The sequence below is a fragment of the Microscilla marina ATCC 23134 genome, assembly GCF_000169175.1.
Lineage (GTDB): Bacteria > Bacteroidota > Bacteroidia > Cytophagales > Microscillaceae > Microscilla > Microscilla marina.
This window is the reverse complement of the sequence record NZ_AAWS01000009.1, coordinates 143,533-164,577: the sequence shown is the minus strand read 5'-3', so window position 1 is coordinate 164,577 and position 21,045 is coordinate 143,533. Positions and strand designations below refer to the sequence as shown.

13 protein-coding genes and 1 CRISPR repeat array are annotated in these 21,045 nt (G+C 42.0%); of the genes, 2 read left to right on the top strand and 11 right to left on the bottom strand.

The window, feature by feature from the left end:
- Nucleotides 1-55 precede the first annotated feature (55 nt).
- Nucleotides 56-1,231, top strand: coding sequence for a DNA (cytosine-5-)-methyltransferase (gene dcm / locus M23134_RS10135; RefSeq protein ID WP_004155689.1), 1,176 nt, complete (start codon nucleotides 56-58; stop codon nucleotides 1,229-1,231).
- Nucleotides 1,232-1,714: 483 nt separating this feature from the next.
- Here dcm and M23134_RS10130 read toward each other — a convergent pair whose 3' ends face one another.
- The 11 genes from M23134_RS10130 to M23134_RS37830 form a co-directional block, all read right to left on the bottom strand.
- Nucleotides 1,715-1,927 (bottom strand): heavy-metal-associated domain-containing protein, encoded by a 213-nt coding sequence (locus M23134_RS10130; RefSeq protein ID WP_045113323.1) that lies wholly within the window; start codon nucleotides 1,925-1,927, stop codon nucleotides 1,715-1,717.
- A gap of 62 nt (nucleotides 1,928-1,989) precedes the next feature.
- Nucleotides 1,990-4,242 (bottom strand): heavy metal translocating P-type ATPase, encoded by a 2,253-nt coding sequence (locus tag M23134_RS10125; RefSeq protein ID WP_004155685.1) that lies wholly within the window; start codon nucleotides 4,240-4,242, stop codon nucleotides 1,990-1,992.
- Nucleotides 4,243-4,480: 238 nt separating this feature from the next.
- A complete protein-coding gene (locus M23134_RS10120; protein ID WP_004155684.1) occupies nucleotides 4,481-6,475 on the bottom strand; it encodes a copper-translocating P-type ATPase in 1,995 nt (664 codons plus the stop codon).
- 172 nt (nucleotides 6,476-6,647) lie between these two features.
- Nucleotides 6,648-7,220 (bottom strand): helix-turn-helix domain-containing protein, encoded by a 573-nt coding sequence (locus M23134_RS10115; RefSeq protein WP_004155680.1) that lies wholly within the window; start codon nucleotides 7,218-7,220, stop codon nucleotides 6,648-6,650.
- Between the two features lie 55 nt (nucleotides 7,221-7,275).
- On the bottom strand, nucleotides 7,276-7,911 hold the full coding sequence (locus M23134_RS10110) for a DUF3347 domain-containing protein (RefSeq protein WP_004155679.1): 636 nt from the start codon (nucleotides 7,909-7,911) through the stop codon (nucleotides 7,276-7,278).
- Nucleotides 7,912-7,928: 17 nt separating this feature from the next.
- Nucleotides 7,929-9,713: an efflux RND transporter periplasmic adaptor subunit gene (locus M23134_RS10105; protein WP_053337284.1), complete on the bottom strand. Its 1,785-nt coding sequence runs from the start codon at nucleotides 9,711-9,713 to the stop codon at nucleotides 7,929-7,931.
- A gap of 18 nt (nucleotides 9,714-9,731) precedes the next feature.
- Nucleotides 9,732-10,361 (bottom strand): DUF2911 domain-containing protein, encoded by a 630-nt coding sequence (locus M23134_RS10100; RefSeq protein ID WP_004155672.1) that lies wholly within the window; start codon nucleotides 10,359-10,361, stop codon nucleotides 9,732-9,734.
- A 13-nt stretch (nucleotides 10,362-10,374) separates the two neighbouring features.
- A complete protein-coding gene (locus M23134_RS10095; RefSeq protein ID WP_045113322.1) occupies nucleotides 10,375-11,640 on the bottom strand; it encodes a TolC family protein in 1,266 nt (421 codons plus the stop codon).
- A complete protein-coding gene (locus M23134_RS10090; protein ID WP_004155667.1) occupies nucleotides 11,627-15,400 on the bottom strand; it encodes an efflux RND transporter permease subunit in 3,774 nt (1,257 codons plus the stop codon). Before M23134_RS10090 ends, M23134_RS10095 begins: the two co-directional genes overlap by 14 nt.
- A 170-nt stretch (nucleotides 15,401-15,570) precedes the next feature.
- A complete protein-coding gene (locus M23134_RS10085) occupies nucleotides 15,571-16,017 on the bottom strand; it encodes a hypothetical protein (RefSeq protein ID WP_157558421.1) in 447 nt (148 codons plus the stop codon).
- A 341-nt stretch (nucleotides 16,018-16,358) separates the two neighbouring features.
- Nucleotides 16,359-19,001 carry a phage tail tape measure protein gene (locus M23134_RS37830; RefSeq protein ID WP_053337280.1) on the bottom strand — a complete coding sequence of 881 codons (2,643 nt, stop codon included), beginning with the start codon at nucleotides 18,999-19,001 and terminating at the stop codon, nucleotides 16,359-16,361.
- Between the two features lie 180 nt (nucleotides 19,002-19,181).
- A CRISPR array of direct repeats spans nucleotides 19,182-19,675; the repeat unit is 31 nt; unit sequence TATTTCAATTTCTAAATGATCCGATTAAGCC.
- Nucleotides 19,676-20,055: 380 nt separating this feature from the next.
- On the opposite strand from M23134_RS37830, the gene M23134_RS10070 reads away from it, so the two are divergent.
- Complete coding sequence (locus M23134_RS10070) at nucleotides 20,056-21,045, top strand: hypothetical protein (protein ID WP_004155652.1); 990 nt, start codon at nucleotides 20,056-20,058, stop codon at nucleotides 21,043-21,045.

Below are 21,045 nucleotides of genomic sequence, written 5' to 3'. Positions count from 1 at the left end.
GTATAAACTACTAGTAATATACTGAAAACCAATAGTATAAACACCATTTTTATTTATGAGACACGCCAGCCTCTTTAGTGGTATGGGCGGCTTCGATTTAGCCGCCGAAAGAATGGGCTGGGTTAATGTTTTCACCGTCGAAAACAACCCTTTTTGCCAAACCATTCTCCGCCACTACTGGCCAGACACCACCCACTATGAAGACATCAGACAAACCGACTTTACCCCCCACTACGGGCAAATCGACCTCCTTACCGGAGGATTTCCCTGCCAGCCATTCAGCCAGGCCGGAAAACGCAAAGGAATTAACGACAAGCGTTATCTCTGGCCGGAAATGCTTCGCGCTATACGAGAGATCAGACCCACTTGGGTGCTGGGTGAAAACGTTGCTGGAATCGCCACGATGGTACTCCAGCCGAGTGTGGCTCACCTGGAAGGCGGGACCAATGCTGAGGGCGAAACAATACACCGAACAATGGAAGCCGAAGCCGTTATCCACCGAATATGTGAAGACTTCGAAGCCCTCGGCTACAGCGTCCAGCCGGTCGTTATTCCGGCTTGTGCCGTCGAAGCGCCCCACCGAAGAGACCGGGTCTGGTTTTTGGCCTACACCCACCGTAGTGCAGCGCGATCATCCCGAACGGGTCGCCCGCCTCAAGGAAATGGGAGCCAAAACCATGACGAGCCGAATGGCAGGCAAGCTACGCCCCAACAGTATACTCGACTATGCCATGTTTCATTCGCTTCTGCCTACCCCCACTACCCAGGAACCAAGCAGCCTCTGTACCCTTACCCCCAACGGGAGACGGCAGAGCAAAGATGGCAAGAACAGCTACAGCCTGAACCTGGGCAGAATGGCGACTATGAAGCTACTACCCGCCCCCACAGTGAGAGACTGGAAGGGCATGCACGGAAGGAAGTACAAAAAACTAAGGGGCGAAAAGGTGAAAACAAACTACGAATCGCTGCCAGGCATTGCCCACAAATTTGCGATGAATCACTCAACCCAAAATGGAGATACACCTACCCCGCCCCAAGGCAAGACTACAGGTTCCGCCCCGATTGGCAAACTCAATCCCCGGTTTGTGGCGGAGATGATGGGTTTCCCGCCCCTGTGGACGGAATTACCATTCCTCGCCTCCGAAACGAGTCGATCAAAGGCTACGGAAACGCGGTAGTGGTACCATTGGTGGTGGAGATTTTTCGGGGGATTGAGGGGGTGGAAAGATAATTCTTGTTACATTGAGGATTATACAAAAGTAGAGCCTGTCATAACTAAGTGACAAGTTCGTAATAACTGACCATTTTTAGTTTAAATTTTCTTTACCATGCATCGTTAAAAATAGCCAAATCCAAACACGTAAAAATTCGAATAACTGACAACGGCTAATTTTAAAAAAGCTCTTCGCTCGACTTTGGTCATTTTAAAACCACTTATTCTAAAAATGAGTTTTACTAAGCATTTTTTTATAGAAAAAACTCATTTTTAGGAATATTTCAGGCAAACATTGGGCTAATATTTAAGGTTTTGTTTACAAACACTTTTGTATTAAATCTAATTTTGCACGGTCGTCCAAAAAAGGTGATAGTGTAACAATGCTTATTTAGGGCATATAAAGCAATTTAGCTAATATTACAAAAGACCAAAGCCGAGCTTAGATAAATCTGAGCAATAACAAGCATAGAGTTTAAATACAATGAAAGACACTTAAAGTCATATTTCTCTGGCAAAAAAACCTATTGCTTTTAATTTATCAATAACCTGCTCTTGCGCTTCATTTGTGGCTGTACGTACAGTAAGTACTCTGTTGAGACTTTTCAAATCAACCTCCCAATCCTTAATTGCTTCTAGTTGATTAAGATGAGGAGTAACTTTCGTCAAACATCCATTACATTGTATATTGGTCTTAAACTTAAGTGTATTCATGGGTAATTTTGGTTTTTGGTTACACAAACTTCAATAATCTAATTTGAATGAAACAGTCTTTTTTAAAGACGAATCATTTTTAAACGCAAGCTGTTGGCAACCACCGATACTGAACTAAAAGCCATGGCTGCTCCTGCTAACATAGGGTTTACTAAAAAACCATTGAAAGAATAAAATACTCCAGCTGCTAAGGGAATACCCACTATATTGTAGATAAATGCCCAAAACAAATTTTGCCTTACCCCCTTCACGGTTTTGGTAGAAAGCTTGAAAGCCTTGGGCACTAAAGCCAAATCGGAGGTGATTAAGGTGATTTGGGCAACATCCATAGCTATATCTGATCCTTTACCCATGGCAATGCTTACATTTGCCTGCGTCAACGCTTGTGAATCATTGATACCATCGCCAACCATTGCCACTACTTTGCCTTGGGCTTGTAGACCTTGCACAAAGGCCTGCTTGTCTTGAGGCAACATTTCTGCCTCAAAATATCGAATACCTACTTGTTGGGCAACTGCTTTGGCGGTTTGGTGATTATCACCCGTGAGCATATACACTTCTACTCCTTGGGTTTGCAGTTGTTGTATTACCTGATAAGAGGTTTCCTTAATTTGATCAGTAATGGCAAAGACTGCTAAAACTTGAGTACTGTTGGCAAAAAATACTACAGTGTAGGCTTGGCTTTGCCATTGTCGCACTTGTTGAGTAAGTGCCGCCGAAATCTCAATCTTATATTCTTCCAACAAGCGATGGTTGCCAACATAATAGGTGTTGCCAGTAGTATCAGTAGCTACTGCTCCCTTACCAGTAATACTATAGAATTGCTCAATGGCTTGAGGGTTTGTTCCTTGTTCTCTGAGGGTTTGTACAATTGCCTCTGCCAAGGGGTGTTCAGATTGCTGCTCTATTGCAATGAGTATACCCTGCCAATGTGACATCTGCTCAGACTCTAACCACACCATATCTTTCACCGATGGCGTGCCCTCGGTAATGGTGCCTGTTTTGTCAAGTACTACCGCATTTACTTGGTGTGCCAGTTCCAAGCTTTCAGCATCTTTAATCAAAATGTTGTGCTCTGCCCCTTTGCCTATGCCTACCATAATGGCAGTGGGTGTGGCCAGCCCCAAAGCACAAGGACAGGCAATCACTAATACCGCAATGGCATTGAGCAATGCTTGAGTAAGGGCTTGTTCGCCACCAAAGGTAAACCAAGCCACAAAGGTTAATATAGAGATAAGCATCACCACAGGCACAAATATACCTGCCACCTTGTCTACCAGTTTTTGCACGGGTGCTTTGCTTCCTTGTGCTTCTTGTACCATTTTAATAATTTGAGCCAACAACGTTTCTTGCCCTACCCTTTCAGCCTCAAAACGAAGGCTTCCTTTTTGGTTGATGGTGCCCGCAAAGAGTTTGTCTTCTGCCTTTTTTTCTACAGGCATTGGCTCGCCTGTAATCATACTTTCGTCTACAAAAGAACTGCCCTTGATTACCCGTCCATCTACGGGTATTTTCTCGCCTGGACGCACCACAATGTGCATGCCAAGTGCTACCGCTTGAATGTCAATTTCTTGCTCTTCTCCATCTATCACCACCCAAAGCGTTTTGGGTTGCAACCCAATCAGTTTTTTTATGGCTGACGAGGTACTGGCTTTGGCTCTTTCTTCGAGTAGTTTCCCAAACGAAATAAAAGTAATGATGACGGTAGCTGCTTCATAATATACATGAGGGGCAAAACCTTTGCTTTGTAAAACTTCTGGAAACAGTGTATTAAACAGGCTAAACAAAAAAGCAATACCAGTGCTCAACGCAACCAGCGTATCCATATTTGCCTTTTTGTGTTGGGCTTGTTTCCAGGCGTTTATAAAGAACCGCTTACCAAAGTAAAATAATACAGGGATAGTTAATACAGCTGAAATCCACCTGCCAGGTTGCCAATCCATAAAAAACATGCCTATGACAAAAACTGGCAAAGTGAAGATGGCTGCCCAGGTAGTTTGTTGTTTTAAGAGCCTATATTGTTTGTTTTGGACTTGTTGCTGCACCCCCAAAGAGTCGGCTGTATCCGTAATAATATCATAGCCACCCCCTTGCAATGCCTTGCTCATTTCAGCTGGAGCCAAAGTGTTTTGGTATTCTACTAATACTGAGTTAGAGGCAAAATTTACACTTGCTTGCTTTACTCCTTCTGTATTGCCAAGTATCGCCTCTACACTGGCAGCACAGGCAGCACAACTCATGCCAGTTACAGGAAAAGACTGTTTTACCAAATCAGGTTCAGGTGTATTTATCTTAAGTAAACTTGTAGTGTTCATTGTTGTCTTTGTCTTAATTGATACTACAAATTTCGCCAGTTTTCATCATTGTTGTATTACATCATTTGCGGAGAGTTTTATGAAATTATGACTGTATTTGATTCAAATTACTTCGGGGAAGTATCTCCTGCTTTTTGGGTTAAGTTAAATGAGAGGAGATACTCAAAACATTCCTGATGGTAACGTTGCAGCGCTGGTAAAAACTACTTGGAAGAACTTTAAACAATGTTTTAAATAATTATAATTTAGCTTTAACTTGTTTTTTTAATAGTTGAGCATTGATTGCTACTACAATTGTACTTAAGCTCATAAGTACTGCTCCTAGTGCTGGACTCAAAGTAAAACCAATAGGATATAAGACTCCAGCAGCCAGAGGTAGAGCCAACGCATTATAAGCAGTTGCCCAAATAAGATTTTGAGTCATTTTACGATAAGTAGCTTTACCAAATAGTATAAGTTGGGCAATATCTTGTGGATTGCTGTTTACAAGAATAATATCAGCTGTTTCAACCGCAACGTCGGTTCCTGACCCAATTGCAATGCCAACACCTGCTTCAGCCAAAGCGGGAGCATCATTTACCCCATCACCTGTCATGGCTACAAACTCTCCTTGTTTTTGTAGCTGTTTGACTACTTCTACTTTTTCGTGAGGCAAAACCTGCGCAAAGTATTTATCCAGCCCTAGTTCCTCACTGACAGCCTTGGCAGTTCGCTCATTATCTCCGGTGGCCATCATTACCTTTATTCCATTTTTTTTGAGAGTATCAATTGCCTGTTTTGACTCAGGTCTAATCTTATCTGCGAGTGCTATACTGCCAATAAGAGCATTCTCCAACAATATAAACACCACAGTTTCTACCTCATTTTGATACGCATTGTTAGGTATGGAGATATTTTGTTCCTTCAAGTAACCAGGGCTTACGACTTTAATATTTTTACCATCAACAGTAGCTGTTACTCCTTTGCCTGTGATCGCCCCAAAATTTGATGTAGTTGGAAGGCTCAGTTTCCATTCTTCTGCTTTTTTGAGGATACCCTGAGCAATGGGGTGCTCAGAATTTTGTTCCAGAGCACCAGCTAACAAAATAATCTCTTTTTCTGAGTACTTTTGATCAATGTTTACTATTCTGGTTACACTAAAGTCCCCCAAAGTCAAAGTACCCGTTTTATCAAACACAACAGCAGATATATTACGAGCGTTTTCAAAAGCAGTACGGTTGCGAATCAATATTCCGTTTTGGGCAGATAGAGCTGTAGAAATAGCCACCACCAAAGGAATGGCCAAACCCAAAGCATGGGGGCAGGAAATCACCATAACTGTTACCATTCGTTCTAATGCATACACAAAATCATAGCCCAAAGCCCACCACACTGTTAGAGTAATAACTCCTGAAGTCAAGGCAATATAAGCTAACCATTTGGCGGCTTTATCAGCCAAATGTTGGGTTTTAGATTGTTTATTTTGAGCTTCTTCTACCAGACCAATTACTTGTTGCAGGTAACCTTCTTTCCCTGTTTTTTCTATGATTATTTTCAGGGAACTATTACCATTGACTGATCCTCCGATTACCTGATCACCAACGTTTTTTTTTATGGGCTTTGATTCTCCGGTAAGCATCGATTCATTGATATAACTTTCTCCTTCTACGATTTCCCCATCTGCCGGGACTTTGTCGAAGGATTTGACCAGAATTACATCCCCTTTCTTGAGTTGATCGATGGATACATCCTTGATCTGGCCGTTTTCGATCAAATGAGCTTCGGATGGCATCAAGCGAGCCAGTTTTTCCAGTGCTTTGGATGCACCCACCACTGATCGCATCTCAATCCAATGTCCAACCAACATGAGGTCAATGAGTGTAGCCAACTCCCAAAAAAACATTTTGCCAGGAAGTCCAAACACTACTGCACTGCTATATGTGTAAGCTACCGTAATAGCAATAGAAATAAGTGTCATCATACCAAGGGCTTTGTCCCTGATTTCTTTTACTAAGCCCATCAAAAAAGGGTAGCCTCCATAGCCAAAAATAAATGACGCAAAAACGAAAAGAAAGTAGGGTTGCGCCGAAAATGACCAATCCAACCCTAAAAAGGATTGAATCATTGGTGAAAGTAACAAAACAGGTATGGATAGCCCCGTAGCTATCCAAAACCGTTTTCTAAAATCACGGATCATCATTCGATGATGCTCCTGATGGTTATGAGATGAGTTATTGTGATTTGAGTGATCCATATTTTTATTAAAAAAACAAGAGATAATTAAGTCTGGTTAGCTTTAATCATCAATGGGCATACATAACATTAATAATTGTGGCTGATAAAATTTTATTATAAGGATTTAATCTCACCCTTTGACATTGGCTGCCCATGATCAAGTTTGATTATTTTTTCGCATAAAATTATGATCATATTTGATCCAAGCTGCGTCGTTGAAATGACTTTTCCTTTTTAAATTGAGTAGGAGTCATCCCGGTTTGTTTTTTAAACTGAGCCGAAAGGTGAGCGGTACTGCTATAATGCATTTGAAAAGCAATCTCAGACAAGGTGAGCTCATTGTAAAACAACAACTCTTTTACTTTTTCAATTCTTTGTTGGGCTATGTATTTTTCGATAGTGACTCCTTCTACTGATGAAAACAAGCGACTCAGGTAACCATATTCCTGGTGCAGTTTTTCTGCTAAAAAAGTAGAGTAGTTCACCGCCAAGGGTTCTTCTTGGTAATGTATCTGTTCAATCAGAAGAGTTTTAATTCTTGAAATTAAAGTTGACTTTGTAGATTGTAACAGTTCAAAACCTACTTCTAAAAGCTTTTCGTTTAAATTCTTTTGTTCGGTGTCGGTAAGTTCTTTTTTCAGTATTATTTCGCCCAGACTAACCTTCTGATAAAGTATAGCTAAATCTGTCAAAATATCTTTGACCGAAGTGATACAACGGGCACATACCATATTTTTGATGTGTATTAAATAATGATCTTCCATAAGCTTGAAAAATCACAAAGGCGAAAGCTTTCACCCTTGTGATACTTTTTATAGTTTAGTTGGCCATTATGCTATCTTTTATACTCCCACACTTGAGCATTTTCTCACCAAAGTATGGATTACGAATTTTTCTCTTTTCACTAAGCCACCCCGCGCCTTTACTGTCAAAAGCCATTGGGCAATGCTGCTTATACAAAGGTATTTGATTGGCTTTAAAAGTTTTTACCAGCACCAACATGTGCATAGAGAGCATATCGAGTTCCTCACGCTGAGCAACCACATCGGTTGCTTTGGATATCTTAGTATTGTGGGTTTTAATCATGTCCAGTTGACTACCATACACTTTTTTGAGTTTACCTGTAAGCGAAGAAATATCAAATTTCTCCAAAGAAGTTAAAGTAGTCTGAGCCGAAGACTTTGCTTTTTCAGCATCTCCAGCTACCAGGGCATTTTTCAATGCCAGATAGTTGTCCAGTAAGCTGGCTACGTGAAGCATAGCTTCTTCCGAAATAGCATCACCCAAAGCAGAGTTTTTGGAATTCTTTTTTTCTCCATCAATACTAGCAGTACTCCTTCCATCTTTTGAAGTAGCATCAGCTTGTTTTTTCTCACCACTGCCACAGCTTTGCAACCCCATCGTCAAGGCCATTACCAAGGCAGCATACCAAATTTTCACATTGATTTTTCTCATGATTTGTTTAGTTAAAATTAAAATTTGATAGTCTCTTTTATACTACCACATTTCAGCATCTTGTCACCAAAATATGGGTTACGAATTTCTTCCTTGTCACTCAGCCAAAAAGCACCTCTATTATCAAAAGCCATTGGGCAATATTGCTTATAAAGTGTGATTTCATTGACTCCAAAACTTTTCACTACAGCAATGAGTATATTAGACAATTGCTCGAAATGGGTACGTTGTTTCTCCACATTTTTGGCTTTATTGATCGCCTTTGTTGCCGTTTTGATTTGAGTCAAGTGCTTCATCCAAGTTATATGTGCTTTACCTTTGAGCAAACCCATGTTTACTTTTTTCAGGCGATTACTCATAAGTGTGGCTTGAGCATTGATCTGGGTAGCATCTGTTTTTACAAAGGCATCTTTGAAGCTCAGGTATGCTTTGACTAATTCTTTTAATTGATTTTTAAATGGCGTAGGGGTAGTTTTACTATAATCCGTGATTTTAACCCCTTCTTTCCTCTCTTTTTTTGCAGAGTTTTTTTGACCTTTAATCTCTATGTTTTTGTTCATCATACTCAGTTTGTTATTCAACTGAGCTGCTGCATCAATCGCAAATGTGCCATTGGTCACGACTTCTTCTCCTTTTTTCAATCCCTCTTTAATGATATAGCTGTTTCCCAGTGGTTGCCCCAACGTTACTTCCCTCATCTCAAAGATGGGTACCTTTTCCTTAGTATCTTTGATGTACACTACCGATCGTTTACCTGTCCACATCACCGCAGATTTTGGTACAATAAGCGCCGTATTATTAAAAGGCAAATGTGCTTTTACCAACCCTTCCACAAACATTTCAGGTTTGAGTTTTAGCCCCTTATTCAGTATTTCGGCTCTTACATTTGCAGTACGGGTTTGAGGGTTAATCATCGGGTCAATGAAGGTAATTCGACTATCTAGCACCTGATCAGGATAAGCAGCTACCTTAAATTTAATCACTTCACCTACTTTCAACCAAGCCAAGTCACTTTCATAAGCATCAAAAATTACCCATAAAGCATTAAGGTTAGCAACTTTAAACATGGGTGATCCTTCTTGAACATAATTACCTAAAGCCACCTTTCGTTTGATGACTACCCCTGATACATCAGCATAAATATCAAAATTGGTTTGTACCTTTTTATCTTTTTCTATGCGCTTGATCTGGGCTTCAGTAAGTCGTAAATAGCGTAGCTTATTGCGAGTTGCCTTGACCAATGCCGGATTGGTTTGCTCATAATTAAGAGCTTCTATCAGTTCCTTTTGAGCAGTAAGTAACCCTGGAGCATATAATGAGGCCAATCGCTGCCCTTTTACAATGTTTTCTCCGGTATAATTTACATACAATCGGTCTATACGCCCTTTGACGTGAGAAACTTGGGTGAACATTTGTCGTTCATCCATTTTGATTTTTCCCGTTAATCGGACTTCTTTCTCAGGACGGGCTTCATTAATTACTGACGTTTGGATGCCAGCCAAAGCTACCGCATTTTGGGTCATCACCAGGCGATAAGGGGAATCATCGCTATTATTATCCTTTTGCAAAATCAAATCCATGCCACAAATAGGGCATTGGCCTGGTTCAGGTTGCCTTATTTGGGGATGCATAGAACAAGTCCAAACTTCTGATGCCTTGCTTACTTTTTTGCTTGATGTCTGCTGATAACTGTGACCTGAATGCGAATCGGTTCCGCTTCCTGTACCAAATAGCAACCAACCAATAAAAATCCCTAACACCACCCAAAGTATAGGCAGGTATTTTTTAAATTTACTCACCATGTTTTTCATAGGGCAGAATTAATCATTTTTCACAGTGAATGACACCTTCATTTTTTCCCAGCTTAAAGAAACAACAGCTTCACCTTTGTCTGTGGTAATTACCTCATACTTGAGCTGCTCTTGGGGCGACTCAAGCATGGTTGGTTTTACTTTGACCCTTATGATATCTTCTTTCTCCTGGTAGTCATCTGCCAGGTGTTGGACGTGGTTTTTATTGATAATAAGTGTCCACATATCCTTGCCAGGAATAGTAAAAAATGCATATTTACCTGCTTTTATCTGCTTACCATTTACTACTACATCTTTAGCGAAAGTAATGCTGGTAGCAGAGTGTGCTCCACTAGCCCATACTTTGTCATAAGCCACCAGTCCACCCCAAATAACTCTATTCCTGACACTAGGGGCACCATAGTCAATATGAATATGATTTTCACCCACATCACTCATCGCCATTCTTCGGGGGCTCAATGTTTTTTTCTTTTCTGGTTTAGTAGCACCTGATTCAGCTTTGGAGTGTTTATGATGAGCGTGCTTATCAATGGCTATAGTATCGTTGCCATTGGTATGGTTCGTTTTTGCACCTGTACCACAGGCTTGTAAAGTGAATACAATCCAGATGATTAATAATTTGTGAACAATATACTTCATAAGTATCTTGGGTTTATTGTGTTTTTCCTAGTAACATTTCTATTTCAGCCTTGATCATAAACTGCTTTAACAACACTTTATTTCTGGCCAACTCATATTTGAGTATTTGCTGTTGAAATCGCAGAACTTCTTCAAAACCTTTACCTGAAGAAGCAAAGGTGGTAGATTGAATACGGATGGCTTCCTGAACATCCGTGATTTGCTGCTTGTAAAGTCTTAACTGAGTTTGAGTCAATTCATAGCTTACCAGCAGTTGCTGGAAACGACTTCTTAAATTATTTTTCAGTACCGAAGCCTTTAACTTTAACTCTTCTTGTTGAATGCGAATTTGCTGCCGTTCAACCCGATAAGTTTTTTGGTTCAAAGGTATTTTAACCCCTACTCTTCCCATTAAGGCATCTCTTCCGTTTTGAGGAATATCTACCTCAGAACGAGCACTCACATTGATATAATCAAGCCCAAATTTAATCGTAGGCTTACTCATCAGTTGCGTCATCCAATGTTTGCTTTCCAGTAATTGCGCTTGACTTTCCCACACACCAAACTGAGGATTACTTTGGTAAGCACTATCCACAAATATCCCAGGAGAGTTAATCAAAAGTCGTTTCGGTGAACCCAAGCTATCATCCACCGCAATAACCTGATTGCCTTCCAGAAACAATAAACCTTTCAATGCTTCGGTAAATTCTTGACACTTTAGGCTCAATAACTGAAGCTGGGTATTGATTTGACGGGTTTCAGTACGCACCCTGATGATGTCTACCATGCTTGCTTTACCAGTTTCGTACTTTTGCCTGGTCAGTTTTTGATAAACAGATAAAATATCCAGATATTTGACATAAAGAAGGCTATCCTGACGAAGCATATACAAAGGGTAGTAGGACTTTTTGAACTGCCATATCAACCGATTCTGCAACACAGGAATCCTGGTGGCCACTACCTTTGCTTGTTTTTGTGCAATGACTCTTTGCTGTTTAAGAGTGCCTTTCCAAGGCAAAGCCTGAGAAACTGAAAAACGAAATCGTTGTGCTCCCAGACGAGTTTCCACAGGCAGAGCAAATATTCCCAACCCTACTTCCGGGTCAGGTAAATACCCTACCATGCCTGCTTGTTTCTGAGCTGCCAACTGTTGGATTTCTATAACTTTAATGCCTTGATGGTTAAATAAAAGCTTTTGTAGATGTTGCTGTAAAATAGTTTGGGATTTACCAGAAGAAGTAACCCCTATCATTAGCCAACTAATTAACCAAAGGACTTTTAAATGATTATGCTGCTTCATTATTTATGGAGGTTTTAGTTCGTAGTTTATTTTCTTGCCAAACGGAGTATAATACTGGCACTACAAACAATGTGATGAGTGCAATGGCCATTCCCCCAAAAGAAGGAATCGCCATTGGAATCATAATGTCAGCCCCCCTCCCTGAAGAAGTAAGAATGGGTAACAATGCTAATAAAGTGGTTCCAGTGGTCATTAAACAAGGTCTTATCCGACGCATTCCGGCTTCCAATACCTTTTGGCGAATTTCTTCTTTGGTTTTGGGTATGTTTGCCTTAAAGTTTTGATCTAGATAGGTTGTCATTACTACTCCATCATCAGTGGCAATGCCAAACAAAGCGATAAAGCCAACCCAAACAGCCACACTTAGATTCACCGGGTTGATTTGGAATAAATCACGCAGATTATTATCAAACAGGGAAAAGTTTAAAAACCAACCTTGTCCATACAACCAAATCATAATAAACCCTCCGGCAAAGGCGACTGCAATCCCGGAAAAAACAATAAAGGCAGTGATGAGGGATTTAAATTGAAAGTATAGAAGTATTAATATAACTCCCAAACAAAGTGGCACCACCAAGGCTAAGCGCTTTTCAGCCCTGATTTGATTCTCATAGCTTCCTGAAAACCTAAAACTGACCCCAGCAGGGACTTTGAGTTTTCCCTGAACGATTTTTTGTTGAATGTACTTCTGAGCATTTTCTACAGCATCTACCTCAGAGTAGCCATCCTTTTTATCGAATAAGACATATCCCAGCAAAAACGTATCTTCACTCTTGATAGATTGTGGTCCTTGGGTGTATTCAATCTGGGTGAGGCTTCCTAGTGGAATCTGTTTGCCATCTTGTGTGGGAATGAGGATATTCTTTAAAGACTCTGGGTCATCCCGCAATTCACGGGCGTAACGAACTCGTACCGAGTATCTTTCTCGTCCTTCAACTGTCATAGTTTGAGACATGCCTCCTACTGCTACCTGAATGTATTGTTGTACTTGTCGAATAGTAAGACCATAACGAGCTATTTTATGGCGATCAATACGAATATTTAAATAAGGTTTGCCCACTATTCTATCCGCAAATACTGCTTCTTGTTTGACCGATGGGACTTCTTTGAGTAGTTTTTCCAGCTGCATGCCAAAACTCTCAATGGTTTTCAAATCAGGCCCTTTTACTTTAATCCCCATAGGAGCCCGCATTCCAGTTTGTAACATAATCAAACGAGTCTCAATTGGCTGTAATTTGGGAGCCGAAGTAACACCTGGGATTTTTGTTACTTTGACGATCTCCTGCCAGATATCATCAGGTGACTTGATATGCTCACGCCACTGACGAAAATGCTTACCCCTAGAGTTTGGAATCAACTGACTTTGATTATCGCGTACAAACTGCCCTTTGTCATCTACTTTAAACCTAATCTTATGTCCGTTTTTATCTGTTTTGAACTCGCTGCGATATAAAATCACGTTTTCATACATCGAGATAGGTGCTGGATCGAGAGCACTTTCTACCCGACCAAGTTTACCCACTACTAATTCTACTTCTGGAATAGCAGTTACCAACATATCCAGTTGTTGCAGCGTTTGGGTATTATACTGTACTCCTGAGTGAGGCATAGAAGTAGGCATCAGCAAAAAAGCACCTTCATCCAAGGCAGGCATAAACTCTTTGCTTATACCTGGAAACTGGTGAGTCAAATAAGCCCAGGGGCGAGTGCTACGCAGATTCACTCCTACCAGGTCAAAACCTTGGGCTACCTTACTAAAGACAGCATCAAAGCCAAGCCAAACTGCTGCGCCCCATAACAGTAAAAAAGTGGGGATCAGCAAAAAAGTCCGTTTATGACTAAGGCACCAACCTAGTAAATAAGGATAGTAGCGGATGACCAAAAAGAATAGCCCTAAAACAAAGGTAATAATGCCTGCTACGAAGATAAAATTAAGCGGGAAACTGGCATTTGTTCCCAATGGTAGCCAGTTTTGGGTGAGCAAATAGGTTACCCCCAACAAAGCTATGCCAATATAACCCCATTTAAAATGCTTTTCATAGTGTGGCATCAACCAGACCTGCACCAGATTCACCAAGGTGAAAGTCAGCAAAAAGATGCCTGTTAAGGTACTCCAGCTTATAAGCACATACCCCGAACTCAATAGCAAAGCGAAAGCAAAGCCTAACCTTATCTTCCTTCGGCTAAGCCGGAAAGAAAAAAGTAGGTGAGCAAGCATCGGAATAAATGCCAATGAAACAATCATGGCTGACACTAAGGCAAAAGTTTTAGTAAAAGCTAACGGACGAAAAAGTTTACCCTCGGCTGCTTCCATTGTAAACACGGGAATAAAGCTCACAATAGTAGTAGCCATGGCTGTAACAATTGCGGGGGCTACTTCTACAGCACCTTTAAATATGGTATCAAGTTTTGATTGTCCAGTAGGGGCTTCTTCAAGGTGCTTGAGCATGTTTTCAGAAAGCACAATGCCTACGTCTACCATCGTTCCAATAGCAATCGCAATTCCTGATAATGCTACGATATTGGCATCTATACTAAAATAACGCATTGCAATAAAAGTCATGAGTACTGCCACCGGAAGCAAACCCGCAATAAGCACCGAAGCTCGTAGGTTTTGTACCATTACAATAATTACAATGATCGTAATTAAAATTTCTAAAGTAAGCGCTTCATTGAGTGTACCCAAGGTTTCATAAATAAGTTGGGTACGATCATAAAAAGGAATAATTTTTACCTTGGAAACTCTACCATCACTCAAGGTTTTACTGGGCAATCCAGCTTCTATTTCTTTAATCTTGGCTTTTACTTCATTGATCACCTCCAGTGGATTGGCACCATAACGGGCAATGATTACCCCACCTACGACTTCAGCTCCTGACTTATCTAGTACTCCTCTTCGGGTAGTTGGACCAATTTGCACGGTTGCAATGTCACGAATACGAAGCGGAATATCGTTTTTAACACTTACGACCGCTTCCTCCAGGTCTTTGGCATTTTTAATATACCCCAACCCTCGTACAAAATACTCTGCTTGATTGATTTCAAGAGTTTTGGCACCAATATCGAGATTACTGCTTTTTACCCCTGTCACTACTTGGGACATACTAATATGATGTGCTTTAAGCGCTTCAGGGTTAAGCTCTATCTGATATTCACGCAAGTGCCCTCCAATAGATGCCACCTCAGAAACTCCTGTGGCAGATGCAAGTCCATATTTTACATAGAAGTCCTGCACACTACGGAGTTCCTCCAGTCCCCAACCTCCAGTTACTTTACCTTGTTCATCACGGCCTTCCAAGGTATACCAAAATACTTGTCCTAAAGCTGTGGCATCTGGACCTAATGAAGGCTGTACACCTTCGGGCAACAGTCCTTTTGGCAGAGAGTTGAGCTTTTCTAGCATTCTGGAGCGACTCCAGTAAAACTCAACGTTTTCTTCAAAGATTACATAGATACTCGAATAGCCAAACATGGAATTGCTTCGAATGGTTTTTACGCCTGGAATACCTAGTAAAGCAGTAGTCAGTGGATAGGTAATTTGATCTTCTATATCTTGAGGAGAGCGACCTTTCCACTCAGTGAAAATAATTTGTTGGTTTTCTCCAATATCAGGAATTGCATCTACAGGTACAGGATCATTTGGCAAGCCTATATCCCAATTAAAAGGAGCCGTTATGATTCCCCAACCTACAAATACCATGAGCAGGAGAAGGGTAAATAATTTATTTTCTAAAAAGAATCTAATAATATAGTTCCACATGTTTATATCGTCTGATAAACAATATGCTTTTACTCAAAAGCTTGTTTGAAATGAAAGAATAAACAAAAAGATGGGATTGATGAATGAGGCAATAAGTTTCATAACGTATTTTGATGCTGAACCAAAAAACGTAAAACCTCAGTACACCAACGAGGGAAGTGTATGAAGAACTATAAAAGAAAGGCTTGATATAAAATAACTTGTTGTTGCCCAGTGAGAGGTGGTGAAGAATCAGTAAAATCAGTAAGATTTTTCTCCAAAAATACAGGAGTTATCTCTTCAGAAGAAATAATAAACACAGGTAAGGTGCCAGCAAACGCTATAGTTGTAGTCTTAAACTTAGGGGCAAAGACTTCAGTTTTAAAAGAAGTAATTTCATTAGTACAACAGTCGTCATCGGGTGTAGGCACGTTTTCATCCTGTGCTTGAGTTTGGTGATGAGGCATTTTGCACAAAGCCTCATTGGTTCCACCTGTGCAACAGCAAGACATCTCACTAGAGGAATGTGTTGAGACTGAAACCGTTTGTAATGTCTGACAAGAATGTTTGAACACATTAATCCCAACTGAAACAATCAATATATTGAATGCCAGGTATAAAGAGATTAAAGATTTCATTTTGTTAGACATGATGAATTAATAAAATACGTTATTAGTCTTTATCACAAATTGGGACTGTTCACTCAACTGTGTCAAAAAAATATAAAGTACTGATAATCAATGATCATTTTTTGAAAAAGCACAGTTTAATGAACGCTCTCCACAAATTTACCAAATTGCATATACAAAGTGTTATATTATTTGGCTTTAGTTTTATATCTTTTTAAATGCACTAATTTGTTATATTTTAAGTGAAATTACTTGATCTTTAAATCAGCTTACTTGCTGAATAAATGTTGGATAACATTCTTATATAACGTTCCTTACAACAAAAAACTCGCTGTTTTTTTCAGTACCATCTACCCCTCCTGCACCATCATCGCCCCATTGATCTTGCGGACAATCTCCTGTACAATAAAATCGGCTGATTGTTGCACCTCCTGACCTTTCGCATCCAGGTTGTTGATGCTGTCTACGTTCATGCCGATGATGTTGCCAATGGTAATATTGATATTGACCTGTTTGCTGCCTCCGCCCGTGATTTTGTTCATGCCACTCGCACTGGTGGTGCTTGCCCCACCGCTGCTCTCCGGGGTTGCCGTGGTGGTCTTACCAGATTGTTTAGTGGGGGTAATCAAGGTATTGAAAGCCGCACCAGTCATCGTACCCACCGTTTTTTTCTTACGGTCTTTGTTGAAGGTATCTATCTCATCCTGTAGTTTTTTGAGGCGTTTTTTGCGCTCTTTTTCTTCCTTTTCCTGTTGTTCTTCGGCAATAGTTTTAGGCTTTGGCTTTTTATCTTGCTGGATTTTATCCTTTTGTTTTTGACTCACGCTGTCTGCTTCTTTCGACATCACCCCAATCAGGCGCAGCCCTTGTTTTATCTTGTTGAACACCCAGCTAAACTTGTCAATCAACCAGTTGAACAAATCGCCTATGCCACCAAATACTTTGCCCACAATGTTACCCAAACCTTCAAAGGCAACCCCTACCACTTTGAGCAAAATGCCCCCAATCCACAAAAAGAGTTTGCCCAAAGGAGTGAGCAGACGTAAAATCACCCGAAGCACTGGGCGCAAACCATTGATCACTGCCGTGACTCCTCCCATGACATTGCCCAGCAAGCCGCCTACATCTACGTTTGCCCGAAACGAATCGGCAAGCTGATAGACAAAAGGCAATACCATATTTACCACCCCGTTAATTGCCTTCCAGATGTGCCCAAAGTTGTCCATAATAGTGTTTGCCACGTTGAGTACTACCTCAATCAGGGGTGATAGTGCCCCAATCAGGTTGCCCGCAATGTTCCACACGTCCTGGCTAACCATCAGCAGGTTGGTGCGTAGCCCACCCAATAGTTGCTGAAGACGATCTTTCATGGGGGCAAAGGTAGTGGCAAGGCGGTTGATCAAACCTGAGATATTGCTGAGCATGGTCGCAATAAAAGGAGAAACAAAGCTGACTGCCTGGGCAATACCTTGTACTACTTCTTTTACGCCAAGTGAAGCATTGCCAAAATCGTCCAGACTGCCTTGTGCCCCCAACAAATCGCGTTTGAACTGCCCAAAGGCTTTACGCAAAGGAGCAAAAGCATCGCTGAGGGTTTTGTAATACGTTCCGAAGTTTTCGCCCAGGTTGCTCAGCACTCCTGTCATTGATTGAGTCATCCGGCGCAGGAAAGGGTCAAAGCGGTCACCAATTTCAATCATCAAGCCGCTGAAAGCCGACTTTGCCTTGGTCACATCCCCCGCCAGGTTATCTTCCATGGTTTTGGCCATTTTCCTGGCGGTACCCGCTGCGGTATTGAGCACAATATCATAACCCTTGATTGCCTCGGCTCCTTTGAGGGTGATTTCACCCCCTTTTTTAAGCGCGGCCTGCAAACGTTTTTCCCCAATGAGTCGCTTCATCAGCGCTACCTGGGTAGCATTGGCCGCATCAATTTTCAGCTTCTTTTCTCCGTTGAGTAGCGATAGCATATTTTTGGTGGCCTCAGAACCATAAAGGGTGGCAATGGTGGCTTGTTTTTGCTGATCGGTCATATTTACCGTGACCCGGTTGAGTTCCTGAATCATCCCGGCGATGCCTTTGAACTTGCCCCTGGCATCAAACATTTCAATCCCTAAGCCTTTCATCAGGGTACGCATTTGGCGGGTGGGTTTGGCAAGGCGGTTGAAGCCCGAAGCCAGGGTAGTGGTGGCCACCGAACCCTGCAAACCATTGTCGCCCAGAATACCAATGGCCGAAGCCGATTCTTCCAGGCTTACCCCCAAAGCCCTTGCCGTGGGTGCCAGGTACTTCATACTCTCGGCAAGCATTTCGAGGTTGGTGTTGGATGAAGTAATCGTTTTGGCAAATACATCGGCCACCCGGTCGCTTTGGTTGGCACTGAGCCCGAAGGCAGAGATGGCATTGGAGGCAATGTCGGCGGTACGCCCCAAGTCCATTCCCGAAGCCGCCGCCAGGTCAAGTACTCCACCCAAGGCACTGGCCGCATCTTTGGCCGAAAAGCCCGCCATTCCCAAATACTCTAAACCTTGCCCCGCTTCTCTGGCGCTGAACCTGGTCGTTTTGCCCATTTCCAGCGCCTTGTTTCTGAGTACCTGAAACTCCTTGGCATTAGCATTACTGATGGCCTGGACTCTACTCATCTGGGCATTGAAGCCCATACTTTCTTTGGTAGCCACCCCAAAGGCAAGGGTAGCTGCCACGCCTATAGCAAGCATGGCTTTTTTGAGTCCTTTAAAGGCAGCCATCACCCCCGAAGCCACTACCTGACGAAGCTTGCCCATTTTACGGGTGACCCTTGAGACGGCATTGCCTACAGCAGCTACCGCACGACTTGCCGCCGGGAAGCGTTGCTGAAACTTGCCCGCTGCCTTGCTTGCCTGAGCTCCGAGCTGTTCTACCTTAGACCTGGTATTGCCAGCCAGCTTGTTTAGCTTTTCCACTTTGGAACTTGCCAGGTCCCGCATTTTGAGAGCAAACTCATAGATTTTCATGGGACATTTTTGCTTTCAAACTAGGTGGGATTTGGCAAGAGTATGGGGTATTTGTTTAGGGGTTGGTAAATTACAGAGGTAAAATGGTAGCTAAAGAAAGGTGTAAAATCAAAACGTTTAGGATGATGCACTGAATGATATACTTAAGTACACCCAAAAAGTTTTATACACACGACGACTGCTGTCAATTTCTGAATGATCCGATTAAGCCAAAGCTAATAGCTTTTGTTTTGGATATAACAGGTTTATTTCAATTTCTAAATGATCCGATTAAGCCCTGATATAGCAACTGGGGAAGCCATTTTAAGAACTCTATTTCAATTTCTAAATGATCCGATTAAGCCGTGGCTGGTGGCTGCTCCTTGGTTGGTAGCACCTTATTTCAATTTCTAAATGATCCGATTAAGCCAATTGGTGGTAAGTGGTGAACACGAGATGCAATGTTATTTCAATTTCTAAATGATCCGATTAAGCCTTTGCAGGGGGTACAGAAACATACTCGAGTGCACACTATTTCAATTTCTAAATGATCCGATTAAGCCGTGGCTGGTGGCTGCTCCTTGGTTGGTAGCACCTTATTTCAATTTCTAAATGATCCGATTAAGCCCAGCAAGGAGGGAAAGCAGCACAAGACCCGTTATAAAATTTCAATTTCTAAATGATCCGATTAAGCCCCGTGAAATAATGGATAAAAATGAGCATTTACAGGCTCAAATCAAAGTTGAGGCAAAAGTTTTTAACCTTGTAAAGTCTGAAACCTCCCATAGTGTAAAAAGCTCTAGAGGGTTTCAGACCTTACAAGTGTTTGGCTATCAGAGATTTACTCACAAGTCAATTGATTATACTACCTTTTGTGCTCTCAATATACACAAAATTTCAGACTTTGAGGTGTATAGGGTGGTTATTATGTTGTTTGTTGTCGTTGGTCATTCAAGTTGCCAATACAGCTAAAATATCGACTGATTCTTTAAGAAAACAACACCTCACCCCCTCAAACCTCAATCCCCCAAAAAACTCTTACCCAAAACCACCTGGGCATTGCTAAGTTGCCCCCATGCTCACATTCAACACCCAAGTCATATTTACCCCTGCTGCTGGTGGGGCGCAGTACCTGTTAGACAGCTTTACCTCGCTGGAAATCACCAGTTCCTGGAAAAATCTGGGTGATATGGCCGTGATCAAATTGGGCAGGTTACGGGGTCAGTTCAACAAGCAGCTCAAAGAAGGAGATGGAGTAGAAATAAAGCTGGGCTACGACGGTAAGTTGCATACCGAATTCAAAGGTTACATTGCCCGGCTGCTCCCCAACCAACCCTTCGAGATGCATTGTGTGGATGAGGTCTACCATTTGCAGCGCTCCAACCTCAACAAAACCTGGAAGCACGCCACTTTGAAGGAAGTAATTGAAGAAGCTATAAAAGGCTTTGAGGTGGAGTTTGTGAACCCCAAAGAGGTGCCCGAAGTAGCCCTTGCCCCCTTTCGGGTGGCCAATGCCAGCGCCGCCAAAGTGTTGCAAAAGCTCAAAGACAACTACGGGCTGGCGATGTATTTCCGGGGCAAGCAGTTGTACGTGGGCTTGCCTTATTCAGAGGATGTAGCGGCTACTACTGGGGTAGATGAAGCACCTGTGGTGTATGACTTACAGCGCAATGTACTTGCTACCGAGTTGGAATATCGCCGCAAGGAGGACATCAAGATTAAGCTCAAGGCGACTTCATACCTCAAAAACAATCAAAAACTGGAAGTGTACGCAGGCAGCGAAGAAGGCGAGCTGAGAACCTGGATTTCGCCCGAACCCATTGCGGACAAGGATACCTTGCAAAAAATTGCCAACGAGAAGGTCAAGCTGTACCGCTACGAGGGCTACAAGGGGGGAATCAAAACCCTGGGCATTCCACACGTGGTGCATTCGGCACGTTGCCAAATCCGGGATGCTGACTACCCCGAACGCGAGGGATTGTATTTTGTAGATGAAGTAAAAACCACGATCAGCAAAACCGGGGGCTTCAAGCGAGCCGTCAAAATTGGAAGGAGGGCACAGTAA